Origin of the sequence: Nonomuraea thailandensis (genome assembly GCF_024172165.1) — a bacterium.
Taxonomy (GTDB): Bacteria; Actinomycetota; Actinomycetes; order Streptosporangiales; family Streptosporangiaceae; genus Nonomuraea; species Nonomuraea thailandensis.
In genome coordinates, this window is sequence record NZ_JAMZEB010000002.1 from 8143499 (window position 1) to 8167305 (window position 23807).

A 23807-nucleotide genomic window follows, 5' to 3' on the forward strand; every position below is an offset into this window, starting at 1 on the left:
CCTGATGGCCTCGCTCCGCGAGGACACCCCCCTGTGACGGATGTCCTCGCTTCGCTGCGGATCCATCACAGGGCCTCCGGACCCCGCTCCCCAGTGCGCACCCGGATGACGGTGTCGACCGGCACCGACCAGACCTTGCCGTCACCGATCTTGCCGGTGTGCGCCGCCTTGACGATGACGTCGATCACGTCCTCGCTGTCATCCTCTTCGGCGAGGACTTCCAGGCGGACCTTCGGCACCAGGTCCACCTGGTACTCGGCACCGCGGTAGACCTCGGTGTGGCCGCGCTGCCGGCCGTAGCCGCTCGCCTCGCTGACCGTCATGCCCTTGATGCCGAACTGTTCGAGTGCGGCCTTCACGTCATCGAGCTTGAAGGGCTTGATGATCGCCGTGATGAGCCTCATGCGTCCACCTTCTTGGGAGCCGGGGTGGTGGGACCGTTGGGGGAGCTCACGCCCGAGGCGTAAACGGTGCCGAGGTCGTAGCCGGTCTCGGCGTGGGTGGAGACGTCCACGCCGGTGACCTCGGCCTCCTGCGGGATGCGGAAGCCCATGGTCTTGTCGATGATCTTACCGATGACCCAGGACATCACGAAGGAGTAGCCGCCGACGGCGACCGGGCCGAGCACCTGGAGGCCGAGCTGGCTGATCTGCCCGCCCTCGATCAGGATGCCCTTGTTCTGGCCGGGCAGGAACGGGTAGGCCGCGACGAAGCCCAGCGCGACGGCGCCGATCACACCGCCGACCAGGTGCACGCCGACCACGTCGAGGGAGTCGTCGAAGCCGAGCTTGTACTTCAGGCCGACGGCGTAGGCGCAGCCCACACCGGCGAGCAGGCCGATGACCACGGCCGCCCACGGGTCGACGAAACCACAGGCGGGCGTGATGGCGACCAGACCGGCCACCGCGCCGGAGGCGACGCCGAGCGTGGTCGCGTGACCGTCGCGCAGCTTCTCCACCACGAGCCAGGCGCCGGCGGCGACGGCCGTGGCGACCTGGGTGTTCATGAAGGCCAGACCGGCGGTCTGGTCGGGAGCCAGCTCGGAGCCGGCGTTGAAGCCGAACCAGCCGAACCACAGCAGACCGGTGCCGAGCAGCACCAGGGTCAGGTTGTGCGGCCGCATGGGCTCCTTGCGCCAGCCGGTGCGCTTGCCCAGGACGAGCGCGAGGGCGAGGGCCGCGGCGCCGGCGTTGATGTGCACGACCGTGCCGCCGGCGAAGTCCTCGATGCCGAGCTGCGTCAGCCAGCCGCCGCCCCAGACCCAGTGGGCGACGGGGAAGTAGACCACCGTGGCCCACACCAGGGAGAACAGCACCCAGGCGCCGAACTTGGCCCGGTCGGCGATGGCGCCGCTGATCAGCGCGACGGTGATGATGGCGAACGTGAGCTGGAAGGCGGAGAACACCATCAGCGGGAAGTTGTCGGCGGCGGCGGCCTCGGCCGTCACGTTTCCGCCCTCGACGATCAGGCCCTCATAGACGGCGTTGAAGACCCCGCTCAGACCGACGTAGTCGAGTCCTCCGATGATCTGGTTGATACCGCCGCCTTCGCCGGCAGTATCGAACGCGAGGGAGTAGCCGTACAGGACCCAGGCGACCGTCACGACGATGATGGCGACGAACGACATCATCATCATGTTGAGAACGCTCTTGGCCCGGGTCATACCCCCGTAGAAGAACGCGAGGCCCGGAGTCATCAGCAGCACCAGGGCGGTGCATACCAGCATCCAGGCGGTAGTGCCGCTGTCGATCATCGAAGCGACCCTCCTTCTTACATGTGACGTGTGGCCACAGCGTGTTCTCCTGGGGTTTCGTGGCTCGACCAGGCGTGTTTCACATTCGTGAATCTCGCCGCGCTGGTGTTTCACGTTCGTTTCGGGCTCATCACCGGGCCTATTTCGGCTTTGCCAAACCGGGCATGCGATACTTAGGCTTGCCTAACCTAAGCGATCAAGGAACAGCTCATGCGCCTCCGCCTGGCCATCGCCGCCATGCTCCCCGTGTTAGCGCTTACCGCGTGCGGGACCTCCACCACCAGCCAGGAAGCCGGTCCCACCAGGACCGTCAAGCACGCCATGGGCGAGACCAAGGTGCCCATGACCCCGAAGCGCGTCGTCGTGCTCGACACGGACAAGCTCGACACGATGGTCTCCCTCGGCCTCTCCCCCGTCGGCGCGGCCCAGGCCCAGGAGAACCAGACCTGGCCCGAATACCTCGGCTCCGCCCTGGCGGACACCAAGCCGGTCGGCACGCTCCAGCAGCTCAACATCGAGGCCATCATGGCGCTCAAGCCGGACCTCATCCTCGGCTCGAAGTTCCGGCAGGCGGCGTTCTACGACAAGCTCGCCAAGATCGCCCCGACCGTGTTCACCGAGAAGGTCGGCATCACCTGGAAGGAGAACTTCCTGCTCGACGCCGAGGCGCTGGGCAAGAAGGACCAGGCGCAGCAGCTCCTGACCGGGTACGAGACGCGGGCCAAGGAGGTGGGCGGCAGGTTCTCGAAGCTCCAGGTGGGCATCGTGCGTTTCATGCCGACCGAAATCCGCCTGTACGGCCCCGAGTCGTTCAGCGGCATCGTCCTGGGCGACGCGGGCATCCCGCGGCCGGAGGCGCAGCAGCTCGCCGACCAGGAGGACAAGCGCTTCGGCAAGATCAGCCAGGAGAACGTCGCCAAGGGCGACGCCGACGCGATCTTCTACACCGCGTACGGCGAGGCGGCGGCCAAGTCCCAGGCCGAGATCACGGCCGGGCCGCTGTGGAAGAACCTCAAGGCGGTCGAGGCCGGCCACGCCTTCAACGTCGACGACGAGATCTGGATGACCGGGATCGGCGTCACCGCGGCCGGCAAGATCCTCGACGACCTGGACAAGCACTTGACGCCGCTCGCCTGAGCCGCGCCACCGGGCCGCCCGCCCTGACGACGCCGGCCGACGCGTGCGAACGACACCGCCGGCCGGCCGGGTGCGAACGACGCCGCCCGGCGGGCGAGTGCTGACGAAGCCTGTCGGCCGAGCACTGACGACGTCAGCGGTCAGCCGAGTCGTACAGGGTCACCCTTCCTGACGACCCCGGGCCGCAGGACCCGCGCGTACACCCCCGCGCAGGCCTGCGGCTCCAGGTCGAACACCGGCACCCGGTTGTGCCTGGCCACCGTCCGCAACGCGTCGGTGTCGCGCTCCAGCGCCCCGTGCGCCAGCGTCGGCACCGCGCAGCGCGGGCTGGCCACGATGACGTGCAGCACCACGTCCTCGCCGACGTGCAGCTCCCGCCCCACCCAGTCGTTCTCCACGAAGCCCTCGGGCTCCGTCGCGATCACCAGGTTCGGCCGGTAGCGCAGGGCCTCGACGTGCCCGCGCGGGCCGAGGACGCCGATCCGCTCGACGGTGGAGGTCGTGATCAGGTGGATCGGCGCGAAGTCGAAGAACGTGCCCTCGGGAGAGCCCGTCCCGAGCGTGGTGATGGTGTGCGGCACCTCGGCCTCGATGCCCTCGGCCAGCACCCGCTCCGGCACCGACCGCTCCAGCGCGGCGCCCTCCGGCGGCACGTCGATCAGCCGGACCTCGCGCCCGAGCAGCTCCGACAGCTCCGCGTCGCCGGGCGCCCGCGCGCCCTCGACGGCCAGCAGGCCGCGCCAGAGCCGGGGGTTCTTGGCACTGGCGATCTTCCCGGTCGCGACGTCGAGCACGGCCCGCGCCCGGTCCCCGGCGAGCCCGCGCTCGGTCACCCGGCCCTCGGCGACCTCTTCCCCCAGCATGGATTTGACCGGATAACGGCGCAGTGTCTCGACCCGCATGCCGCCGATCTTATGCCCGCCTATCCCTGGGCCCAGAACCTCCGCAGGTGAGGCACCAGCTCGCCGGCCCGCTCCTCGGGGAAGAACAACCGCCCGCCCTCGATCTCCACGATCTCCCTGACGCCCGGGATCGTGTCGCGCAGCCAGCGCGCCCAGCTCAGGTCGAAGAACGTGTCGCCCGTGCCCCACACCAGGAGCGTCGGCACGGTCAGCACGGTGAGCTGCGGCTCGATGGCGATCATGTCCTTGGCGTCGATGGCGGCCGGCCGGGAAACGAAGGACGGGCCGCCGCCGACGCGCCACCTCCCCAGGTGCGTCGGCGACAGCCCGCCGGAAAAGCCTGTCAGGCGGCCGCGGTGGCCATCTTGCGCAACCGCGCCAGCGCGTCCCGCTCGATGCGGCGGGCCCGGTCGCGGCCGATGCCGTACCGCTCGCCCACCTCGGTCAACGTGTGCTCGCGCCCGTCGACCAGCCCGTACCGCCAGCGCAGCATCTCGCTGGTGGGCCCCTCCAGCCCGGTGAGCCACTGGTCGAGCCGCTCCCGCTCCAGGATGTCGATCGCCTGCTGCTCGGGATCGGCCCACGTCTCGTCGGCGATCATGTCGCCGAGCTCGGTCTCGTCCTCGTCGCCCACGCCGAGTTGGAGCGAGACCGGGTCGGAGGCCCAGCGCCGCAGCTCGCGGACCCGCTCGATCGGCAGGTCGAGGATCCCGGCGAGATCGTCATCGGTGGGCTCGGCGTCGAACTCCGCCAGCATGTCGCGCCGCACCCGCATCAGCCGGGTCATCTGCTCCCCGGCGTGCGTCGGCAGCCGCACCGGCCGGGCCTGCTCGTGAATGGCCCGCCCCACCGACTGCCTGATCCACCACGTGGCGTAGGTGGAGAACTTGTACCCCCGGCGGTAGTCGAACTTCTCCACCGCGCGTACCAGGCCCAGGTTCCCCTCCTGGACCAGGTCGATCAGCGGCATCCCCCGCCCCGAATATTTCCTGGCCACCGCCACCACGAGGCGCAGGTTGGCCTGAATGAACTCGTCCTTGGCCCGCTGGCCCGAGATGGCCAGGCGCTCCAGCTCCTCGTCGGCCGCGTCCCCGATCCGCGGCTCCGAGCCCCCGCTGTCGAGCAGCTGCTCGGCGAAGAGGCCCGCCTCGATCCGCTTGGCGAGCTCCACCTCTTCCTCCGCCGTGAGCAGCGGGACCCGGCCGATCTCGGCCAGATATGTCCCCAGCAGATCGCGATCAGCGACGTGCTGCTCCTGCGTGCGACTCCCCGTAGGCCTTGCCATCCCCAGGCACCTCGTTCCGCAGCTGCGTTCTATACCCGGCCAACGTCCGGCCAGAAGCAAAGATTCCCTCAACAACTACGCCTGCGGGATGGTTCTGGATGTCCTCCTAAAGGAGGAGACCGCCGTGGAACACCTGGTGAACGAGGGGAACGCCGGGCCGGTAGGCCAGATGCACGTAGGAGGGGGCGTCGAGGATGACGAGGTCCGCGCGAGCTCCGCGCCGCAACCAGCCTACGTCCGTACGGCGCAGCGCGCGCGCCCCTCCGTACGTCGCCGCCCTGATCGCCTCCAGCGGCGTCATGCGCATCTCGCGCACGGCCAGCGCCACGCAGAACGCCATCGACGAGGTGAACGACGAGCCCGGATTGCAGTCGGTGGCCAGCGCCACGGTCGCCCCGGCGTCGATCAGCCGCCGCGCGTCCGGGTACGGCGACCGGGTGGAGAACTCGGCGCCCGGCAGCAGCGTCGCCACCGTCTCCGCGGAGGCGAGCGCGTCCACGTCGGCCGCCGTCAGATGGGTGCAGTGGTCGGCGGAGGCGGCGCCCAGCTCGCAGGCGATGCGCACGCCGGGCCCCTCGGTGAGCTGGTTGGCGTGCACGCGCGCGCCGAGCCCCGCCTTCAGCCCGGCCGACAGGATCTCCCGCGTCTGGTCCCCGTCGAACGCGCCCCGCTCGCAGAACACGTCCACCCACTTGGCGTACGGCGCGCACACCTCCAGCATCTCCCCGGCCACGAGCCGCACGTAGGAGTCGGCGTCCTGGTCCGCCGGCACGACGTGCGCCCCCAGGAAGGTGGTCTCGTCGGTGAGCGTGGTGGCGATCTCCAGCGAGCGCCGCTCGTGCTCGACGGACAGGCCGTAACCGCTCTTGATCTCCACGGTGGTCGTGCCCTGTGCGCGCATCTCGCGTACCAGGGAGTAGGCGTGCGTGGCCAGCTCGGCCTCGCCGGCCTCGCGGGTGGCGGCGACCGTGGTCCTGATGCCGCCACCGGTGTACGGCTCGCCGGACATGCGGGCCTGGAACTCGGCCGTGCGGTCACCGGCGAAGATCAGGTGGGCGTGGCTGTCCACGAACCCGGGGATCACCGCCCGCCCTCCGGCGTCCACGCGCTCGTCGGCGGCGGGAGCCTCGGCGGCCGGGCCGCACCAGGCGACCAGGCCGTCCTCGAGAACGAGCGCGGCGTCGGCGATCTCCTCCTGTTCGGGGTCGCCCGTATAGAGGAGCCCGATCCGGTCGATCAGCGTGGTGGTGTTCATCGCAGCTCCTCGATCGCCTTGGTCAGCAGGGCGGCGACGTCGCCCAGCACATGCCTGCCCTGCGCGACCACCCGCCGGCCGCCGGACACCACGGAGTGCACGTCGGCCGCCGTGGCCGCGAACACCACGGCCTCCAGCCCGGACGCGCCCGCCGTGCGTACGGAGTCGAGCCGCACCGACACCAGGTCGGCCCAGGCGCCGGGCACGAGCAGGCCGGCGTCGGGGAAGCCGAGCGAGGCGTGGCCCGCGCCCGTGGCCGCGGCGAGCAGGTCGGCGGCGGGCCAGTGGCCGCGTTTCCTGCTGGCCAGCCGCTCGTTCAGCTCCATGCCCCTCGCCTCCTCGAACAGGTCGATCACGGCGTGGCTGTCGGAGCCCAGCGTGATGCGCGCGCCCCTGTCGGCGGCGGCCCTGGCGGGGCCGATGCCGTCGGCGAGGTCGCGTTCGGTGGTGGGGCACATGCAGATGTAGGTGCCCGACTGCCCGAGGAGTTCGAGGTCCACGTCGGTCAGGTGGGTGGCGTGCACGGCGGTCGAGCGCGGCCCGAGTGCCCCGTGCTCGTGCAGGACCTGGACGGGCGTGGCGGCGTATCGCTCCACGCAGGCGGTGTTCTCCGCCCGCTGCTCGGAGACGTGCATGTGCAGCGGGGCCGCGTGCCGGTGGGAGAAGTCCGCGACGACCGGCATCTGTTCGGGCGGCACCGCCCGCACGGAGTGCACGGCCGCGCCGATCTCCACGTCGGGCTGCCCTTCGTAGGCCGCCGCCAGCAGCTCGGCCCGGGCCGCCCAGCGCTCGGAGTCGCCGTCGCTGAAGCGGAGCTGCACGTCGGACAGGGGCACGCCGATGCCCCCGGAGAGGTAGCAGGTGTCGAGCAGCGCGATGCGCAGGCCGGCGGCGCGGGCCGCGCGGATGAGGGCGTGGCCCATCGCGTTGGGATCGTCCTGGTACGGCCGCCCGCCCTGGTCGTGGTGCAGGTAGTGGAACTCGCCCACGCACGTGATGCCCGCCAGCGCCATCTCGGCGTAGACCGCCGTGGCCAGCCGCTGGTAGGAGTGGGGGTCGAGGCGGCCGGCCACCTCGTACATGTGCTCGCGCCAGGTCCAGAAGTCGCCGTGGCCGCGCTGGGTGGCGCCGCGCAGCGCGCGGTGGAAGGCATGGGAGTGGGCGTTGGCCAGGCCGGGGATCGTCAGCCCCGGCAGGCGCTCGGCCGACCCGGGCGGGCCCTGGTCGACGCGACTGATCCTGGCGCCGTCGATCTCGACGAGCACGTCGTCGGCGACTCCGTCGGGCAGCCAGGCCCGCTCGCACCAGTAGGTCAGCGACACAGCTCCTCCAGCACGTCCGCGAGTGCCACGACTCCCGCCTCGCAGTCTGCCCGTTCGGCGTGCTCGCTGGGGGAATGGGACACGCCGGTGGGGTTCCTGACGAACAACATCGCGCTCGGTACGCCTGCCGCGGCGAGGATCCCGGCGTCGTGACCGGCGCCCGTGGGCAGGATCGGCGCGGGCGTGTCGCCGCCGGCGGCCCGGGCGATCCGGTCCCTCAGCGCGGTGTCGAAGGCGACGACCGGGGTCCACGACTCCTCGCGCACCTGCGCCCCCTCGGAGAGCTCGGCCACCAGGGCGCGCACGGCGTCCTCGTCGGCGCCGCGCGCGTCCAGCCAGGCCGAGGCCAGGCCGGGGATGGCGTTGGCGTTGCCGGGAGAGACGCGCACCTTGCCGATCGTGGCCACCACCCCGCGGCGCTCGGCCGCCTCGCGCGCGGCCAGCACCATGCGGGCCAGCGGCAACATCGGATCGTCGCGGTCGGCCAGCCTGGTGGTGCCCGCGTGGTCGGCCCGCCCGCGGAAGTCGAAGCGCCACCGCCCGTGCGGCCAGATCGCACTGGCCACCCCCACGGGACGGCCCTCGGTGACGAGCCCGCGGCCCTGCTCCACGTGCAGCTCGACGAACGTGCCGACGGCGGCCAGCGTCTCGTCGTCGCGCCCGAGCCCGCCGGGCCTGCGCCCGGCCCGCTTCAGCACGTCGGCCAGGGTGTCGCCGTCGTCGTCGGTGAGCGCGAGCGCCCGCTCGGGCGGGAGCACCCCGGTGAGCAGCCTCGACCCCACGCACGGCACGCCGAACCTGGCGCCCTCCTCGTCGGTGAAGCAGGCCACGCCCAGGGGGACGGACGGTGTCACGTGCCGCTCGCGGAGCAGGTCGAGCGCGGCGAAGGCCGACACGACGCCGAGCGGGCCGTCGTACGCGCCGCCCTGCCGTACGGAGTCGAGGTGGCTGCCGGTGACGACGCCGGGGCGCTCCGGCGACGGGGTGCCCCACCAGGCCCACAGGTTGCCGTTGCGGTCCTCCCGCAAGGTCAGCCGGCGCCGCCCCGCCTCGCCCGCGAACCACTCGCGCAGCTCCAGGTCGGCCTCCGACCACGCGTCGCGAACATAACCGCCGGTCTCCGGATCTCGTCCCAGGTGCGCGAGTTGCTCAAGCATGGACCCAACTCTAGTGAATGGATCCATTCACCTCAGTTGACCGGCCCTCCCCGGGGGCGCAGCGTCAGCTCGGTGAGGTGGGCGTCGGGCCCGGCCGTGACGGTGGCCAGCACGGCCCTGGCGACGGTCTCCGGCTTGAGGTACTTCTCCGGCTCGAACTCCCCTCCCTCGTAGTCGCGCACGCCGCGCTGCATGTCGGTGGCGGTCCGGCCCGGGTAGACGGTGGTGACCCGGAGCGCGGGCTCCTCCAGCCGCAAGGCGTCGGCGAACGCCTTGAGCGCGAACTTGCTGGCCGCGTACGAGGCCCAGTCGGGGTTGGCCCGCTGGCCCGAGCCCGAATTGACGCACACGACGTGCCCCCCGGCGGCGCGCAGCGCGGGCAGCAGCAGCCGGGTCAGCTCGGCGACCGCGACGACGTTGACCTCCATGGTCCGCAGCCACACCTCGGCGGGCGTGTCGGCGATCCGGCCGAGCACGCTGACGCCGGCGCTGTGCACGAGGACGTCGAGCCGTTCGACGCCCTCGACGTCGGCCGCCGTGACCCGGGTCAGCTCCACCGGCCACGGCCGGGAGCCGGGCAGCTCGGCGGCCAGGGCGGCCAGCGCCGCCTCGTCGCGTCCGCCGAGCAGGACGTCGTGGGTCGGGGCCAGGGCTCTGGCGACGGCCGCGCCGACACCCCTGGAGGCGCCGGTGACCAGCGCCTTCGGTCGATCAGTCATGGGAGGCAGCTTATTGAAGCTCGCCGGGGTGGAAGGTGCCGGTCTCCTCGGTCATCCGCTCGTACTCGTCGAGCCTGGCCTGGGTGCGCAGCGGCGCCGCGTCGGCCATGGCCTCCACCAGGGCCATGGCCAGCGCCAGCGGCGCCGCGTGCGAGTCGAACACGAGCCGGTCGCCCACGGGCGCGTCCAGCACGATCTCGGCGGGGAAGTCGGGCCTGTCGGTGATGGCGGCCACGCGGAGCCCGAGCTTCTCCGCGTACTCCAGGCCCTGCAGCACCTCCACCGGGTAACGCGGCAGGACCACGGCCACCACCCACTCGGCCCCGGCCCTGCGGGCCGCGTGCAGCCCGTCGACCAGCTCGGAGCCGCCGTGGGTGAGCAGCCGCACGTCGGGGTGGATGCGGCGGGCGTAGTAGGCGAACGTGGTGGCCAGCCCGCACGAGACGCGCAGCCCGAGCACGGGCAGCGGCTCGGCGGCGGCCAGGTGCTCGCCCAGCTCCTTGAGCGGGAACGCCGCCAGCCGCTCCCTGACCAGGGCGAGGTTGCGGATCTCGCAGTCGATCGCGCCGCGCAGCAGGCTCTCCTGCGGCGCCTCGACCCCGCCCCCGAGCACCAGCGGCCGCAGGGCCTGCCGCAGCTCGGGGTAGCCGGCGAAGCCCAGCACCATGGCGAACCTGGTCACGGACGGCTGGCTGACGCCGGCCCGCTCCGCCAGCTCCACGCTGGACAGGAAGATCGCCTCGTCCAGGTGCTCGCCGAGATAGTGCGCGATCCTCCGTTGTACGGGCGACAGCCTCCGGCCATCCAGGAGCACGTCAAGCCCACCGTGATATCCGTCCGCCACGCCACCTCCAACGCCGCAGACCCGACATTCTCATCCCGTTACAGAGTCACGACTCCCGCATCGGAATACGTACACCCTTGTCCTCGGCCACCCTGGCGGCCTCCTCGTAACCCGCGTCCACGTGACGCATCACGCCGGTGCCTGGGTCGTTGGTGAGCACCCGGTTGAGCTTCTCGCGGGCCAGGGCGGTGCCGTCGGCCACCGTCACCTGGCCGGCGTGGATGGAGCGGCCGATGCCGACACCGCCGCCGTGGTGGATGGACACCCAGGCGGCGCCGGAGGCGGTGTTGAGCATGGCGTTGAGCAGCGGCCAGTCGGCGATCGCGTCGGAGCCGTCGGCCATGGACTCCGTCTCGCGGTAGGGGGAGGCGACGGAGCCGCTGTCGAGGTGGTCACGGCCGATCACGATCGGGGCCTGGAGCTCGCCGGAGGCCACCATGTCGTTGAACCTCTCGCCTGCGACGTCGCGCTCGCCGTAGCCGAGCCAGCAGATGCGCGCGGGCAGGCCCTGGAAGTGCACCTTCTCCCCCGCCTTGGTGATCCACCTGGCCAGCGCCTCGTTCTCGGGGAACAACTCCAGGACGGCCCGGTCGGTGGCGGCGATGTCGGCCGGGTCGCCGCTCAGCGCGGCCCAGCGGAACGGGCCCTTGCCGGCGCAGAACAGCGGCCTGATATAGGCGGGCACGAAGCCGGGGAAGTCGAAGGCGCGCGCGTAGCCGGCCAGCCTGGCCTCGCCCCTGATCGAGTTGCCGTAGTCGAACACCTCCGCCCCGGCGTCCTTGAAGCCCACCATGGCCTCGACGTGCCTGGCCATCGAGGTGCGGGCCCGCTCGGTGAAGCCGGCCGGGTCCTTGTCGCGCTCGGCGGCCATGTCCTCGAAGGCCACGCCGAGCGGCAGGTACATCAGCGGGTCGTGGGCGGAGGTCTGGTCGGTGACGATGTCGATCTCCGCGCCGCGGGCCAGCAGGCCGGGCACGATCTCGGCGGCGTTGCCGACGACGCCGATCGACAGCGGCCTGCGGGCGTCGCGGGCCTCGTACGCCAGCCGCAGCGCCTCCTCCGGTGAGGCCGCCTCGACGTCGAGGTAGCGGTGCTCGATGCGGCGCGACACCGAGCGCGGGTCGCAGTCGACGCAGATGGCCACGCCGCCGTTCATGGTGATCGCCAGGGGCTGGGCGCCGCCCATGCCGCCGAGCCCGGCGGTGAGCGTGACGGTGCCGGCCAGCGTGCCGCCGAAGCGCTTCTCGGCCACCGCGGCGAACGTCTCATAGGTGCCCTGAAGGATGCCCTGGGTGCCGATGTAGATCCACGAGCCCGCGGTCATCTGCCCGTACATGGTGAGCCCGGCCGCCTCCAGCCGCCGGAACTCCTCCCAGTTCGCCCAGTCGGGCACCAGGTTGGAGTTGGCGATGAGCACCCGGGGCGCCCACTCGTGGGTGCGGAAGACGCCCACGGGGCGCCCGGACTGCACCAGCAGCGTCTCGTCGCCCTCCAGCGTGGTCAGCGTCCTGACCAGCGCGTCGAACGACGGCCAGTCACGCGCCGCCCGGCCCGAGCCGCCGTAGACGACGAGTTGCTCGGGATGCTCGGCCACCTCGGGGTCCAGGTTGTTCTGGAGCATGCGCAGCGCGGCCTCCTGAGGCCAGCCCTTCGCGGTGATCGTGGTGCCTCGCGGGGCGCGGACTGTCCTGCTCATGGGTGGTGGTCCCTTCGTGAATGAACCCATTCACGAAGAGACTAACCCGAATCCCGGCTTCAGCCGCAGTGGAAGACCGGGCCGTAGGTCTGGCCGCCCTTCTTGGCGGCGATGCCGTCGACCAGCCTGCCGCCGCAGGACTCGGCTTCGGCGGGGGCGTCAACCTACCAGGAACTGGGTGGCCGCCAGCTCCCTGTAGAGCTCGTCCTCGCCCACCAGCTCGTCGTGCGTGCCCACGGCCCGCACGCCGCCCGCCTCCATGACCACGATCCGGTCGGCGTTGGTCACCGTGGACAGGCGATGCGCGATGACCAGCACCGTCGTCTCCTGCGCGACCTCGGCGATGACCTCGCGCAGGCGCAGCTCGTTGACCGCGTCGAGTTGCGAGGTGGCCTCGTCGAGCAACAGCAGCCTGGGCTTGCGCAGCAGCGCCCTGGCGATCGCCACGCGCTGCCGCTCGCCGCCCGACAGCAGCACGCCCCGGTGCCCGACCGGTGTCTCCAGCCCGTCGGGCAGCCTGGCGACCAGGTCGTCGAGCCGGGTGCGTGCGATCGCGCGGCGCAGCTCGTCCTCCGTGGCGTCCTGGGCGGCGAACAACAGGTTCTCCCTCAGCGTGCCGGCCAGCACGGGCGCGTCCTGCTCGACGTAGCCGAGCGCGGCCCGCAGCTCGGCCAGCGGCCAGTCGCGGATGTCCCTGCCGTCGACGAGGATCGTGCCGTCCTGGTGCTCGTAGAAGCGCTCCAGCAGCGCGAACACCGTGGACTTGCCCGCCCCCGAGGGCCCGACCAGCGCGGTCATGCCGCCGGGCGGCACCTCGAAGCTCACGCCGTCGTGCACCACGGGCCGGTCGTCGCCGTACCTGAAGACCACGTCCTGGAAGCGCACCCCGGCCGGCCGGCCGTCCTCCGCCGCCGCGACGCTGACCGGCTCCGCCGGCAGCTCCTCGATCTCCTTGATCCGCTTCATCGCGGCGAGCCCCTGCTGCAGCTGCACCCCGCCCTGCACGAGCTGCCCGATCGGCGGCACCAGGTAGAACAGGTAGAGCAGGAACGCGATCAGCGACGACACCTCCAGCGTGCCGGAGGCGACCCGCGCGCCGCCCACCGCCAGCACGGCCAGGAACGCGATCTGCACCGCCATCCACGTCGCCACCCCCGCGAGCGACGTCCAGCCGGCGACCTGCAGCCCGCGGTCACGGGCCCGCGTGGCGGCCTCGCCGACCACGGCGATCTCCCGCTCCTCGGCGCCGCTGGCCTTGACCGTCCGGTACGCCTGCAGCGCCCGGTCCAGCACCGCGCCCATCTCGCCCACGGCCTCCTGGGCGTGCGACTGCGCCCGCTGGATCTTCGGCATGATGAGCGCGACCAGCCCGCCGATCAGCACCACGATCAGCAGCGTGACCAGCAGCAGCACGCCGTCCATCGCTGCCATCAAGACGATCGCGCCGACCAGCATGAACGCCGCGCTGACGGACTCCACGATGCCGTTGGTCAGCACGGCGCGCAGCAACGTCGTGTCACCGGTCACCCGCGACAGCAGGTCGCCGGGCTTGAGCCGGTCCACGTCGGCGACCTTGAGCCGCAGCAGCCGGTCCACGAGCCTGCGCCGGGCGCCGAGCACGATGCCCTCGCCCGTGCGCTCCATCAGGTAGCTTCCCCCGGCCGAGACGACGGCGCCGACCAGCACCGCCACGGTCAGCCAGATCAGCGGCCCGGCCATCGACCCACCCTGGCCGAACGCGTCCACCACGTACTTGGCCAGCAACGGCATCGACAGGCCCGCCGCCGAGCCGATCAGGCTCAGTAACCCGCCCAGGACGAGGACTCTCCGGTGCGGGCGGACGTAGGCCAGCAGCTCCTTGACCACCACATCTCCTCTCACGATATTTCTCGACTTCTCTCCAACGAACAGAGCGTCCCGTTCTGCACCCCCGAGACAGAGTCAACCTAAATTGACGACCTAAGTATGTCAACTTTGGTTGACACTCATTCTCAAGGAGGAGACCGACATCCGGCAGCGGCCCGCGGACGAATAGGGCGTCGAGGAATCCGGCCGGAACCTCGAACGTCACGATCAGCCCTTCCCGAAAGGACCGAACATGGAGCTCCGGATCAACCGGCGCGCTCTAGTCGGACTTGGTCTCGCCGTAGCGGTCGCCGCCTCGTCGATGGCCGTGCTCCGCACCGACTCCGGCACCGCTTCCTCACACCGCGAGGCCCCGGCGATCTCGAACGACCCGCAGCACGACAACACCGACGTGTACGCGTTCGTCAGCCCTGACAAGCCCGACTCCGTGACCCTGATCTCGAACTGGATCCCCTTCGAGGAGCCCAACGGCGGCCCGAACTTCTACCCGTTCGCCACCAGGTCGCGGCACAACATAAAGATCGACAACGACGGCGACGGCAAGTCCGACATCGTGTACGAGTGGACGTTCCGCAACGAGGACAAGCGCGGCAACACCACGTTCCTGTACAACAACGGCCCCGTCACCTCGCTGAACGACGAGAACCTGCTCTTCCGCCAGCGCTACACGCTCAAGCGGATCACGCCCGGCGGCTCCAAGACCCTGGTCAGCGACGGCATCGTCGCCCCCAGCAACGTCGGCGCCGCCTCCATGCCCAACTACGCGACCCTGCGCAACCAGGCGATCAGGAACCTCCCCGGCGGCGGCAAGACCTACTCCGGGCAGGCGGACGAGGCCTTCTTCCTCGACCTGCGCGTGTTCGACCTGCTCTACGGCGGCGACCTGTCGCTCGTCGGCCAGGACACCCTCAAGGGGTACAACGTCAACACCGTGGCCATCCAGGTTCCCCAGGCCGACCTGGCGCTCAAGGGCGACCCCAAGCGCAACCCGGTGATCGGCGTCTGCTCCACCACCGACAAGTTCAACGGCAACTCGTTCGTGCAGGTCTCCCGCCTGTGCAACCCGCTGGTGAACGAGCTGGTGGCCGCCTCCGGCATGAAGGACGCCTACAACGCCCTCGACCCGTCCAAGGACGCGGACGTCAAGGCGCTGGTCGACCGGGTCACCAACCCCGAGGTCGCCAGGCTCCTGGAGTCCATCTACGGCATCAAGGCGCCCGCGACCCCGCGCAACGACCTGGTCCAGATCTTCCTGAGCGGCATCGCCAAGAACAACGGCCCCATCAAGGCCGACCTCAACGCCCAGTCGCTCAACAAGGACGCCGGCAAGCAGCGCGGCTCCGAGCAGCTCCGGCTGAACATGTCGATCCCCGTCACCAAGGACCCGAACAGGCTCGGCGTCCTCGGCGGCGACCTGCAGGGCTTCCCGAACGGCCGCCGGCTCGCCGACGACGTCGTGGACATCGAGCTGCAGGCCGTGGCCGGCGCCGCCCAGAGCGGCAAGCTCATCCCCGGCCTGACGGACAAGGTGGACGCGAACGACAAGCCCTTCGACAAGACGTTCCCGTACATCCCGCTGCCGAGCAACGTGGCAGTGAACCAGCGATGACCACCTGACCTGCCGGTTCCCTCTCCAAGCCGGCCGGTCACTCCCCAGGCGGCAGACCTCCCGTCTCCCATCGTCTGCCGCCACAGAAAAGGGCCGGCCGGCCGTGCTCCCCGTCACGGCCGGCCGGCCCCACACCCAGCTTCGGAGCCGTGGCACATGCGCACGTTCGCGATATTCGCCGGCATCGCCCTCGTCGGGGCGCTGATCTTCACGATCGTCTCCTTCTCCTCCTCCCCCGCCACCGAACCGGCGGCGGGCCAGCCGCGCCGCGAGACGCTGCAGGAGCGGCTCAAGCGCCTGCCCGCCGACCACCGCGGCTGGGCCGAGCTCGGCCTCCAGTACGTCGACCAGGCCAGGGTCACCGGCGACCCGGCGTTCTACACCAAGGCGGAAGGCGCGCTCGCCACCGCCGCCAAGCTGAACGACCGCGACGACGCGGTCCTCACCGGCCAGGCCGCGCTGGCCGCCGGCCGCCACGAGTTCCGCGACGCCGTACGGCTGGCCGAGCGCGCCATCGGCGCCAACCCGTACGGGGCCGGGGCCTACGGCGTGCTGGCCGACGCCAGGACCCAGCTCGGGGACCTGAAGGGCGCGCAGCAGGCCGTGGACAAGATGCTGGGCCTGCGCCCGGGGGTGGCCGCCTTCGCCCGCGCCTCGTACGCGGCGGAGCTGCGCGGCGACCGCGACGGGGCGCGCAGGTACCTCGAGTACGCCCACGCCGACGCCTGGTCGCCGGCCGACCTCGCCTACAGCCGCTACTACCTGGGTGAGCTGGCGCTGCACGCGGGCGACCTGGAGACGGCGACCGGCTGGTACGCCAGGGCCCTGCAGGCCTCCCCCGCCTACACCCCCGCCCTCGCCGGCCAGGCCAGGGCGGCGGCGCTCGGCGGCCGCCTGACCGAGGCGCTCGACCTCTACGAGAGCGTCGTCCAGCGGCTGCCCCTGCCCCAGTACCTCATCGAGCAGGGCGAGACCCGGATCAAGGCGGGCCTGCCGGCCGACTGGACGCTGCTCGACGCCCAGCGCGAGCTCTTCGAGGCCGCGGGCGTGCGCGACGACCTGACGCGGGCCGAGTTCCTGGCCGACCACGGCGACCCGAAGCAGGCCGTCGAGCACGCCAGGGCCGAGTACGCCCGCAACCCGAACCTCGTCGCCGCCGACGCCCTGGCATGGGCGCTGCACAAGGCGGGCAGATCTGCCGAGGCGCTCCGCTACGCCAAGGAGGCCACCGCCACCGGCTGGCGGAACCCGCTGATCACCTACCACCGCGCCAAGATCGAGCAGGCACTCGGCCGCGACGCGCGGGTGGACCCCGGCTTCGACCCGGCGCTGTCCGCACTGGCGAGGTTCTCATGAGGGCGGTCCGGCTCGCCCTGGCGGCCCTGCTCCTCACGCTGTCCGCGACCGTCCTGCTCACGGGCACGGCCCAGGCCCGGACAGGGACGGCCCTCCACCCGCTCGGGTGGTTCACCGTCAACCACTACAACGGCCTGCGGGTCTCGCCCTCCCAGGTGCGCAACCACGCCGTAGTGGACCTGGCCGAGCTGCCGACCCGGCAGGCAAGGCCGGAGGTCGACGCCGCCTACGCCACCCGCCGCTGCGCCGCCCTGGCGAGCGCCCAGCGGCTGGAGGTGGCCGGCCGGGCGGTGCCGTGGCGCGTGACCGGCTCCGCGTTCGCCTACGCCCCCGGAGAAGGGGGCCTGGAGACCAGCCGCCTGTCCTGTGAGCTCGTGGCGGAAGTCCGCGCCTCGGGGGCCGTGAGGTTCACCGACGGGTTCGAGCAGGACAGGATCGGCTGGCGCGAGATCACCGCGATCGGGGACGGCGTGCGCCTGACCGGCTCCTCGGTGCCCGGGACCAGCATCAGCCAGGAGCTGTGGGCCTACCCCGACGACCTGCTGTCGGCCCCGCTCGACCAGCGCGTGGCCACGTTCACCGCCTCGGGTCCCGCCCTGGGCCTGCCCGCCGGCCCCGAGGCCCCCACCGGCGGCACGCCGTCCGGCGGGAGCGGGCTCGGCGTCGAGATCGGCGGCCCGCTCGGCGAGGCGCTGTCCGCCCTGGACCGGACGTTCACGGAGCTGATCGGCTCGGACTCGCTGACGGTGCCGCTGGGGCTGCTGGCGGTGGGGCTGGCCGTGATGCTCGGGGCCGGGCACGCGCTGATCCCCGGGCACGGCAAGACCATCATGGCGGCGTACCTGGCGGGTCGCCGCGGCCGCCCGCGCGACGCGCTGGTGGTGGGCGCGACGGTGACGGCCACGCACACGGCAGGGGTGCTGGTGGTGGGGCTGCTGCTGACGGTGTTCACGGCGCTGGCCGGGGAGTCGGTGCTGGCCTGGCTGGGGGTGGCCAGCGGCGTGCTGATCGCCGCCATCGGCCTGCGCCTCCTCCTCAACTCCCGCCGTCCCTCCCCGCACGGGCACGGGCACGGCCACGGGCACGGCCACGGGCACGGGCATGGGCATGGGCATGGGCACGGGCATGGGCATGGGCACGGGCATGGGCACGGGCATGGGCATGGGCACGGGCATGGGCACGGGGGTGACGAGCAGGGGCCGGACTCCGGCAAGAGCAAGCGGGCGGGCCTGATCGGGCTCGGGGTCGCGGGCGGCCTCGTCCCCAGCCCTTCGGCCCTCATCGTGCTCCTCGGCGCCATCGCGCTCGGCCGGACGTGGTTCGGCGTGGCGCTGGTGACCGCCTACGGCGTCGGCATGGCCGCCACCCTCACCGTCACGGGCCTGCTGCTGGTCAAGCTCGTGGACCGGCTGGAAGCCCGCGCCTCGGCCGGCCGGCGCCTGGCGGCCAGGGTCTCGGGCCTGGCTCCGCTGGGCACGGCCGCCATGGTCGTCCTGCTGGGGGCGGGCCTGGCCCTGCGCTCGGTGGCGTCCCTCTAGTCGAGCTCCGGGACGTCGTCGGAGTCGTAGTCGACGTCACCGTCGTCGGCCCGGCGCAGCTTGATGTCGTCTATCCAGCCCTGCGCGAACCGCCGGATCTCCTTGACCCGTTCCTCGTCCAGGCCGTAGGCCTCGAACCCCTCGTCGCCCATCAGGTCGACGAACTCCAGCCGCATGAGCAGCTCGTGCACCGAGAAGTGCTCGTGGTGCACGGCGGCGAGCCGTTCGAGCGCCCGGTAGGTGTACAGATGGGAGACGGCGGCGACGTCGATGACATCGCGCGGGAGGCAGCGCTCGTGCAGGGCACGCATCTTCAGGCCGACGGCGTCGTCCAGACCGAGCACCCCGACCGTCCCGCAGGTGACGGGCCGCTGCTGCAGTGCCTCGCGCATGAGGTCGAACTCGCAGGTCTCGCCCGTCGCGGGGTCCTCCACCATCAGCCGGCCCATGCGCGGCGTGATCTCGATGACCGAGGTGCGCAGCCCGGCCGCGTGGAAGGCTCCCACCACGCCCTCGGCCACGTCGGGCAGAGGGATCTCCGCGCCGGTCGCGAAGTCGAGATCCCTGCTGGGCCGATCGGTGAACCCGTGCGCTCTGATGGCGTAACCACCCGCGAGCACCAGCCCGAAACGCTCGCACATCGGCGCGACGGCATCGAGCAGCCGCTCCTGGAAAGGCGGCAGGCGCATCAGACGGCCGCCTCCCGCCACAGCGGGAGCTTCTTCTCCCAGGCGTGACGGTAGGCCGGCCCGAGCCCCCTGCGCAGCAGTGCCCAGTCACCCCTGAGGTGGCCCGCGTTGAGGTAGGTCTCGTAGTCGGTCCTGCACCCTGTCGTGATCACGATGCGGTACATCGACATCCGGATCATGGGTTCGGCGAGGTCGAACTCGGTCATCCCCGACCACACCAGGTGCGGTGGCAGGGGCACCACCCCCTCGGCCGGACCACGAAGGTCGCCCAGGGAACCAGGGATCTTCTCGTCCAGTCCTTCGTACCGCGAGGGGAGCGCCATGGCTCAAGTATGCCGACGACCCCGCCGCGTGGAAGGCAGATCATGACGCCCGGACAGGAACTCCTGGAACGCGATCTTCGCCCTGATCACCGGCCTGCGCCACCGCTCCTCCCGATGGATCGCCCGGGCCATCTTCCTGGGCGACCGCCTGGCGAAGAACCAGTGGGCCCACGGCGACCCCGGCCGCGCCAGCCGGATCGCCCCCACCAGCAACATCGGCGGCACGAACAGCCCGGCCATCCCCGTCCAGATCTTCCCCTTGAGCAGCGTGACGACGGCCAGCGCCAGGTTGGCCACGATCAGCGCGGCGGGGTTGACCGGGGTGCCGTAGTCCCAGGTGAGCGGGCGCAGCCCGATGAGGAGCAGCCCGGTCACGGCGACCGCGATGAAGACCGCGTCGACCGAGGTGCGCCCCTCCTCCTCCCAGTACACGTCGTGCAGGTGCAGGATGAGCGCGAACTCGTCCAGCACCAGCGCCGACCCGACGCCGAACACGGAGGCCGCGACGGCGGTGCCGATCTGGGAGCCGGGCGAGACGATGAGCGTGACCCCGCCCACTAACATCAGCACCACGCCGAACACCACGTGGTGGATGTGCATCTCGCCCACGTTGACGTTGCGGAACCAGCCGATCTTCGCCCTGATCAGCCGCACGTTGATGCGGGTGGCGATGAAGGCGGCGATGAGCATGACGAAGTAGCAGAACAGCGGGAGCCGTCCCGTGGCGACGATGCTTTGCTGAAACCAGTTGCCCATATGACCCTGGTTCTGATGGTACGAGGCCCGCGGAAGTTCCCGGGCTCAGGACAGGAACGCCCTTAACAGCGCGGCCGTCCCCTCCAGGTGCTCGGCCACGGCCTGGCGGGCCGCCTCGGGGTCCCCGGCGAGGATGGCGTCCACGATGGCCTGGTGCTGCACGGCGGCGTGGTCGAGGTTGACCTGCAGCATCGGGATGGCGTTGAGCAGGTCGCTGACCCGCGAGCGGGCGTCGGCGCAGGTGGTGGCGAGCAGGGTGGAGCCGGTGAGCTCCGCGATGGACAGGTGGAAGGCCGTGTCGAGGCGGCGGTAGTCCTCCAGCCCCGCCCCGTTCAGCTCGGCGAGCCGGCGCGTGAGCACGGCCCGCCTGTCCTCCGCGAGCTCGGAGGCGGCCAGCACCTGGGCCGCGCCGCACTCCACGGCGAGCCGGAAGGTCAGCGCGTCCGACAGCTCGGCCATGCCCATCTCGTTGACGGCCTGGCGCAGGTCGCCGGCGTCCGGCTTGGGCGGCACGTACGTGACGAACGCTCCTCCGTACCGCCCTCGCCGTACGTCGAGGTAGCCGGCGTCGGACAGCGCGCGGATGGCCTCGCGCAGCGTCACCCGGCTGATGCCGAGCTGGACGGCCAGCTCGCGCTCGGGGGGCAGCTTGTGACCGGGCGGGACCACGCCCAGCTTGATCGCCTGGAGCAGCCGTTCCACGGTCTCCTCGAAGGCGTTGCCCGCCCTGACAGGGCGCAACACCGTCATCAAACGCGCCGACTCGTCCAACGTGTCCTCAGGTCTTGACAAGCGATCCCGCCATGCTGATCAATGGTCTGAGACTAGCCCAATTAACGGGAAAGCGCTTCAGGCCAGATCGGAGCTGCGCAGCGTGGACGATCGAGCGAGCACCGGGTTCCTTTCCGTCGCCGAGCTGCGCGACGAGGTGGCGGCGGGCCGCATCGACACCGTGCTCCTGGCGATCGCCGACATGCAGGGCAGGTTGCAGGGCAAGAGGCTGTCGGCGCGCTACTTTCTCGACGAGGTGCTGCACCACGGCTCCGAGGGCTGCAACTACCTGCTGGCGGTGGACGTCGACATGAACACCGTCCCGGGTTACGCGATGTCGTCCTGGGATCGCGGGTACGGCGACTTCGTGATGAAGCCGGACCTCGGCACGCTGCGCCGGGTGCCGTGGCACGAGGGGACCGCGATGGTGATGGCCGACCTGGCCTGGGAGGAGGGCGGCGACGTGACCGCCTCCCCGCGCCAGGTGCTGCGCAGGCAGCTCGCCCGGCTCGCCGACCGGGGGCTGGCCGCGTACGTCGGCACGGAGCTGGAGTTCGTCGTCTACGACGACAGCTACGAGGACGCCTGGCGGCGCGCGTACCGCGACCTGACCCCCGCGAACCTCTACAACGTCGACTACTCCCTGCTGGGCACCGCCCGCGTCGAACCGCTGCTGCGGCGCATCAGGCGCGGGATGGAGGGCGCCGGCCTCTACGTCGAGTCCGCCAAGGGCGAGTGCAACCTGGGCCAGCACGAGATCGCCTTCCGCTACGACGAGGCGCTGCGCACCTGCGACAACCACGTGATCTACAAGACCGGCGCCAAGGAGATCGCCGCCCAGGAGGGCAGGTCGATCACGTTCATGGCCAAGCCGAACCAGCGCGAGGGCAACTCCTGCCACATCCACGTCTCCCTGCGGAGCGTCGACGGGGATCCGGTGATGGCGGGCGAGGGGCCGTACGGGCTCTCGCCGCTAGGGGCCCGCTTTGTCGCGGGCCAGCTCGCCTGCATGCGGGAGCTGACCCTCCTGTACGCCCCCAACATCAACTCCTACAAGCGGTACGTGCCGGGCAGCTTCGCCCCCACGGCCGTCAAGTGGGGCGTGGACAACCGCACCTGCTCGCTGCGGCTCGTCGGCCACGGGAGCTCGCTGAGGGTGGAGAACCGGGTGCCGGGCGGCGACGTGAACCCGTACCTGGCGGTGTCGGCGCTGGTCGCGGCCGGGCTGCACGGCATCGACGCCGAGCTGCCGCTGGAGGACCCGTACGACGGCAACGCCTACGACTCCGGCGCCGAGACCGTCCCGCACACGCTGCGCGACGCGCTGGCGCTGTTCGAGGGGTCGAAGCTGGCACGCGAGACGTTCGGCGAGGACGTGGTGGAGCACTACGCGAACAACGCGCGGGTGGAGCTGGCCGCGTTCGACGCGGCGGTGACGGATTGGGAGCTGTTCCGTGGTTTCGAACGGATGTGACGGGAGCGCATGAAGATCGTCAACCCGGCGACGGAGGAAGTCGTCGCCGACGTCGAGCTCGCCGGCGCGGCCGAGGTCGACCGGGCCGTGGAGCGTGCCAGGAAGGCGCAGGCGGCCTGGCGCGAGGTGGCGCCGGGCGACCGGGCGCGGCTGCTGCGCAGGTTCGCCGGCCTGGTGGACGAGCACGGGGAGGAGCTGGCGCGGCTGGAGCTGACGAACGCCGGGCACACCATCGGCAACGCCCGGTGGGAGGCCGGCAACGTCCGCGACGTGCTGCACTTCTACGCCGGCGCGCCCGAGCGGAACCACGGCAAGCAGATCCCGGTGCCGGGCGGCGTGGACCTCACCTTCCAGGAGCCGCTGGGCGTCGTCGGGATCATCGTGCCGTGGAACTTCCCCATGGTGATCATGATGTGGGGCGTGGCCCCGGCTCTCGCGGCGGGTAACACGGTGATCGTGAAGCCCGCCGAGTGGACTCCGCTGACCGCGCTGAGGCTGGCAGAGCTGGCCCTGGCGGCGGGCCTCCCCGAGGGGGTGCTCCAGGTCCTGCCTGGAGCAGGGGAGGTCGCGGGGGCCCGCCTGGTGGAGCATCCCGGCGTGGCCAAGATCGTGTTCACCGGCTCGACCGAGGTGGGCAAGGAGATCGCCGCCAAGGCGGCGGCGCAGGTCAAGCGGGTCACCCTGGAGCTGGGTGGCAAGTCCGCGAACATCGTCTTCGCCGACGCCGACCTGGACAAGGCGGCGCGGACAGCGCCCTACGCCGTGTTCGACAACGCGGGGCAGGACTGCTGCGCCCGATCCAGGATCCTGGTCCAGGCGAGCGTGTACGACGCGTTCATGGAGCGCCTGAGCGAGGCCGTGCGCGGCGTGGTGGTCGGCGACCCCCTCGACGAGGCCACCGAGATGGGCCCCCTGATCAGCGCCGAGCACCTCGAACGCGTCCGCGGCTTCGTCGACGGCGCTCCCTACCTGCAAGGCTCCTGCCCGCAGGGCAAGGGCTACTGGTTCCCGCCGACCGTCCTGACCCCCGAGGTCACCGACCGGGCGTTCACCGAGGAGATCTTCGGGCCCGTGGTGTCGGTGGTCAGGTTCGAGGACGAGGCGCAGGCCGTACGGATCGCCAACGACACCCCCTACGGCCTGAGCGGCTCCATCTGGACCCGCGACGTCGGGCGGGCGCTGCGCGTGGCCAGGGCCGTCGAGTCGGGCGCCCTGTCGGTGAACTCCCACTCCTCGGTCCGCTACTGGACCCCGTTCGGCGGCTTCAAGCAGTCCGGCCTCGGCAGGGAGCTCGGCCCTGACGCGCTGGCGGCGTTCACCGAGACCAAGAACGTCTTCATCTCAACGGAGTGAGT

General features: G+C 71.4%; 22 protein-coding genes. 6 read left to right on the forward strand and 16 right to left on the reverse strand.

Annotated features, from left to right (window positions below):
- Positions 1 to 65: 65 nt before the first annotated feature.
- Both HD597_RS41105 and HD597_RS41110 read right to left on the reverse strand, forming a co-directional pair.
- A complete protein-coding gene (locus tag HD597_RS41105; protein WP_103955876.1) occupies positions 66 to 404 on the reverse strand; it encodes a P-II family nitrogen regulator in 339 nt (112 codons plus the stop codon).
- Complete coding sequence (locus HD597_RS41110) at positions 401 to 1753, reverse strand: ammonium transporter (RefSeq protein ID WP_253750006.1); 1353 nt, start codon at positions 1751 to 1753, stop codon at positions 401 to 403. The genes HD597_RS41105 and HD597_RS41110 overlap by 4 nt, the downstream gene beginning before the upstream one ends.
- Before the next feature lie 210 nt (positions 1754 to 1963).
- On the opposite strand from HD597_RS41110, the gene HD597_RS41115 reads away from it, so the two are divergent.
- Complete coding sequence (locus tag HD597_RS41115; RefSeq protein WP_253750008.1) at positions 1964 to 2890, forward strand: ABC transporter substrate-binding protein; 927 nt, start codon at positions 1964 to 1966, stop codon at positions 2888 to 2890.
- 140 nt (positions 2891 to 3030) lie between these two features.
- Here HD597_RS41115 and HD597_RS41120 read toward each other — a convergent pair whose 3' ends face one another.
- The 10 genes from HD597_RS41120 to HD597_RS41165 all read right to left on the reverse strand — a co-directional run bounded on the left by HD597_RS41120 (position 3031) and on the right by HD597_RS41165 (position 13951).
- The gene (locus HD597_RS41120; RefSeq protein ID WP_253750011.1) at positions 3031 to 3792 is read right to left on the reverse strand and encodes an MOSC domain-containing protein; all 762 of its coding nucleotides are present in this window, start codon (positions 3790 to 3792) and stop codon (positions 3031 to 3033) included.
- 20 nt (positions 3793 to 3812) lie between these two features.
- The gene (locus HD597_RS41125; RefSeq protein ID WP_253750014.1) at positions 3813 to 4034 is read right to left on the reverse strand and encodes an alpha/beta fold hydrolase; all 222 of its coding nucleotides are present in this window, start codon (positions 4032 to 4034) and stop codon (positions 3813 to 3815) included.
- A gap of 101 nt (positions 4035 to 4135) precedes the next feature.
- The gene (locus HD597_RS41130) at positions 4136 to 5077 is read right to left on the reverse strand and encodes a sigma-70 family RNA polymerase sigma factor (protein ID WP_253750017.1); all 942 of its coding nucleotides are present in this window, start codon (positions 5075 to 5077) and stop codon (positions 4136 to 4138) included.
- Positions 5078 to 5183: 106 nt separating this feature from the next.
- Positions 5184 to 6332 (reverse strand): imidazolonepropionase, encoded by a 1149-nt coding sequence (gene hutI, locus HD597_RS41135; RefSeq protein WP_253750020.1) that lies wholly within the window; start codon positions 6330 to 6332, stop codon positions 5184 to 5186.
- Positions 6329 to 7654 (reverse strand): formimidoylglutamate deiminase, encoded by a 1326-nt coding sequence (locus HD597_RS41140; protein WP_253750023.1) that lies wholly within the window; start codon positions 7652 to 7654, stop codon positions 6329 to 6331. The genes hutI and HD597_RS41140 overlap by 4 nt, the downstream gene beginning before the upstream one ends.
- Positions 7645 to 8811 (reverse strand): allantoate amidohydrolase, encoded by a 1167-nt coding sequence (locus HD597_RS41145; protein WP_253750041.1) that lies wholly within the window; start codon positions 8809 to 8811, stop codon positions 7645 to 7647. Before HD597_RS41145 ends, HD597_RS41140 begins: the two co-directional genes overlap by 10 nt.
- 32 nt (positions 8812 to 8843) lie before the next feature.
- Positions 8844 to 9530: an SDR family oxidoreductase gene (locus tag HD597_RS41150; RefSeq protein ID WP_253750044.1), complete on the reverse strand. Its 687-nt coding sequence runs from the start codon at positions 9528 to 9530 to the stop codon at positions 8844 to 8846.
- Positions 9531 to 9540: 10 nt separating this feature from the next.
- Positions 9541 to 10344, reverse strand: coding sequence for a MurR/RpiR family transcriptional regulator (locus HD597_RS41155; RefSeq protein ID WP_253750047.1), 804 nt, complete (start codon positions 10342 to 10344; stop codon positions 9541 to 9543).
- 76 nt (positions 10345 to 10420) lie between these two features.
- Positions 10421 to 12070 carry a urocanate hydratase gene (gene hutU / locus HD597_RS41160; protein WP_253750050.1) on the reverse strand — a complete coding sequence of 550 codons (1650 nt, stop codon included), beginning with the start codon at positions 12068 to 12070 and terminating at the stop codon, positions 10421 to 10423.
- Between the two features lie 159 nt (positions 12071 to 12229).
- Positions 12230 to 13951 carry an ABC transporter ATP-binding protein gene (locus HD597_RS41165; RefSeq protein ID WP_253750053.1) on the reverse strand — a complete coding sequence of 574 codons (1722 nt, stop codon included), beginning with the start codon at positions 13949 to 13951 and terminating at the stop codon, positions 12230 to 12232.
- A 217-nt stretch (positions 13952 to 14168) separates the two neighbouring features.
- On the opposite strand from HD597_RS41165, the gene HD597_RS41170 reads away from it, so the two are divergent.
- From HD597_RS41170 to HD597_RS41180, 3 genes are all read left to right on the forward strand, one after another.
- Positions 14169 to 15545 carry a DUF4331 domain-containing protein gene (locus HD597_RS41170; RefSeq protein WP_253750056.1) on the forward strand — a complete coding sequence of 459 codons (1377 nt, stop codon included), beginning with the start codon at positions 14169 to 14171 and terminating at the stop codon, positions 15543 to 15545.
- A gap of 156 nt (positions 15546 to 15701) precedes the next feature.
- The gene (locus tag HD597_RS41175) at positions 15702 to 16901 is read left to right on the forward strand and encodes a tetratricopeptide repeat protein (protein WP_253750059.1); all 1200 of its coding nucleotides are present in this window, start codon (positions 15702 to 15704) and stop codon (positions 16899 to 16901) included.
- A complete protein-coding gene (locus HD597_RS41180; RefSeq protein WP_253750062.1) occupies positions 16898 to 18439 on the forward strand; it encodes a nickel/cobalt transporter in 1542 nt (513 codons plus the stop codon). The genes HD597_RS41175 and HD597_RS41180 overlap by 4 nt, the downstream gene beginning before the upstream one ends.
- On the opposite strand, the gene HD597_RS41185 is transcribed toward HD597_RS41180, so the two are convergent.
- From HD597_RS41185 to HD597_RS41200, 4 genes are read right to left on the reverse strand one after another with little or no spacing between them, the layout of a single operon-like run.
- Positions 18436 to 19128, reverse strand: a complete 693-nt coding sequence (locus HD597_RS41185; RefSeq protein WP_253750065.1) for a nucleotidyl transferase AbiEii/AbiGii toxin family protein — start codon at positions 19126 to 19128, stop codon at positions 18436 to 18438. The genes HD597_RS41180 and HD597_RS41185 overlap by 4 nt on opposite strands.
- On the reverse strand, positions 19128 to 19451 hold the full coding sequence (locus tag HD597_RS41190) for a hypothetical protein (protein WP_253750069.1): 324 nt from the start codon (positions 19449 to 19451) through the stop codon (positions 19128 to 19130). Before HD597_RS41190 ends, HD597_RS41185 begins: the two co-directional genes overlap by 1 nt.
- 3 nt (positions 19452 to 19454) lie before the next feature.
- Positions 19455 to 20207: a hypothetical protein gene (locus HD597_RS41195; RefSeq protein ID WP_253750072.1), complete on the reverse strand. Its 753-nt coding sequence runs from the start codon at positions 20205 to 20207 to the stop codon at positions 19455 to 19457.
- A 45-nt stretch (positions 20208 to 20252) separates the two neighbouring features.
- A complete protein-coding gene (locus HD597_RS41200; protein ID WP_253750075.1) occupies positions 20253 to 20957 on the reverse strand; it encodes a FadR/GntR family transcriptional regulator in 705 nt (234 codons plus the stop codon).
- Between the two features lie 124 nt (positions 20958 to 21081).
- On the opposite strand from HD597_RS41200, the gene HD597_RS41205 reads away from it, so the two are divergent.
- On the forward strand, positions 21082 to 22452 hold the full coding sequence (locus HD597_RS41205) for a glutamine synthetase family protein (RefSeq protein WP_253750079.1): 1371 nt from the start codon (positions 21082 to 21084) through the stop codon (positions 22450 to 22452).
- Between the two features lie 9 nt (positions 22453 to 22461).
- The gene (locus HD597_RS41210; RefSeq protein ID WP_253750100.1) at positions 22462 to 23805 is read left to right on the forward strand and encodes an aldehyde dehydrogenase family protein; all 1344 of its coding nucleotides are present in this window, start codon (positions 22462 to 22464) and stop codon (positions 23803 to 23805) included.
- Positions 23806 to 23807: the final 2 nt, after the last annotated feature.

Bases quoted from the DNA above. Each gene is read 5' to 3' on its own strand.
- HD597_RS41105 (WP_103955876.1), bottom strand. From the start codon at position 404: ATGAGGCTCATCACGGCGATCATCAAGCCCTTCAAGCTCGATGACGTG.
- HD597_RS41110 (WP_253750006.1), bottom strand. From the start codon at position 1,753: ATGATCGACAGCGGCACTACCGCCTGGATGCTGGTATGCACCGCCCTG.
- HD597_RS41115 (WP_253750008.1), top strand. From the start codon at position 1,964: ATGCGCCTCCGCCTGGCCATCGCCGCCATGCTCCCCGTGTTAGCGCTT.
- HD597_RS41120 (WP_253750011.1), bottom strand. From the start codon at position 3,792: ATGCGGGTCGAGACACTGCGCCGTTATCCGGTCAAATCCATGCTGGGG.
- HD597_RS41125 (WP_253750014.1), bottom strand. From the start codon at position 4,034: ATGATCGCCATCGAGCCGCAGCTCACCGTGCTGACCGTGCCGACGCTC.
- HD597_RS41130 (WP_253750017.1), bottom strand. From the start codon at position 5,077: ATGGCAAGGCCTACGGGGAGTCGCACGCAGGAGCAGCACGTCGCTGAT.
- hutI (WP_253750020.1), bottom strand. From the start codon at position 6,332: ATGAACACCACCACGCTGATCGACCGGATCGGGCTCCTCTATACGGGC.
- HD597_RS41145 (WP_253750041.1), bottom strand. From the start codon at position 8,811: ATGCTTGAGCAACTCGCGCACCTGGGACGAGATCCGGAGACCGGCGGT.
- HD597_RS41150 (WP_253750044.1), bottom strand. From the start codon at position 9,530: ATGACTGATCGACCGAAGGCGCTGGTCACCGGCGCCTCCAGGGGTGTC.
- hutU (WP_253750050.1), bottom strand. From the start codon at position 12,070: ATGAGCAGGACAGTCCGCGCCCCGCGAGGCACCACGATCACCGCGAAG.
- HD597_RS41170 (WP_253750056.1), top strand. From the start codon at position 14,169: ATGGAGCTCCGGATCAACCGGCGCGCTCTAGTCGGACTTGGTCTCGCC.
- HD597_RS41175 (WP_253750059.1), top strand. From the start codon at position 15,702: ATGCGCACGTTCGCGATATTCGCCGGCATCGCCCTCGTCGGGGCGCTG.
- HD597_RS41180 (WP_253750062.1), top strand. From the start codon at position 16,898: ATGAGGGCGGTCCGGCTCGCCCTGGCGGCCCTGCTCCTCACGCTGTCC.
- HD597_RS41185 (WP_253750065.1), bottom strand. From the start codon at position 19,128: ATGCGCCTGCCGCCTTTCCAGGAGCGGCTGCTCGATGCCGTCGCGCCG.
- HD597_RS41190 (WP_253750069.1), bottom strand. From the start codon at position 19,451: ATGGCGCTCCCCTCGCGGTACGAAGGACTGGACGAGAAGATCCCTGGT.
- HD597_RS41195 (WP_253750072.1), bottom strand. From the start codon at position 20,207: ATGGGCAACTGGTTTCAGCAAAGCATCGTCGCCACGGGACGGCTCCCG.
- HD597_RS41200 (WP_253750075.1), bottom strand. From the start codon at position 20,957: ATGACGGTGTTGCGCCCTGTCAGGGCGGGCAACGCCTTCGAGGAGACC.
- HD597_RS41210 (WP_253750100.1), top strand. From the start codon at position 22,462: ATGAAGATCGTCAACCCGGCGACGGAGGAAGTCGTCGCCGACGTCGAG.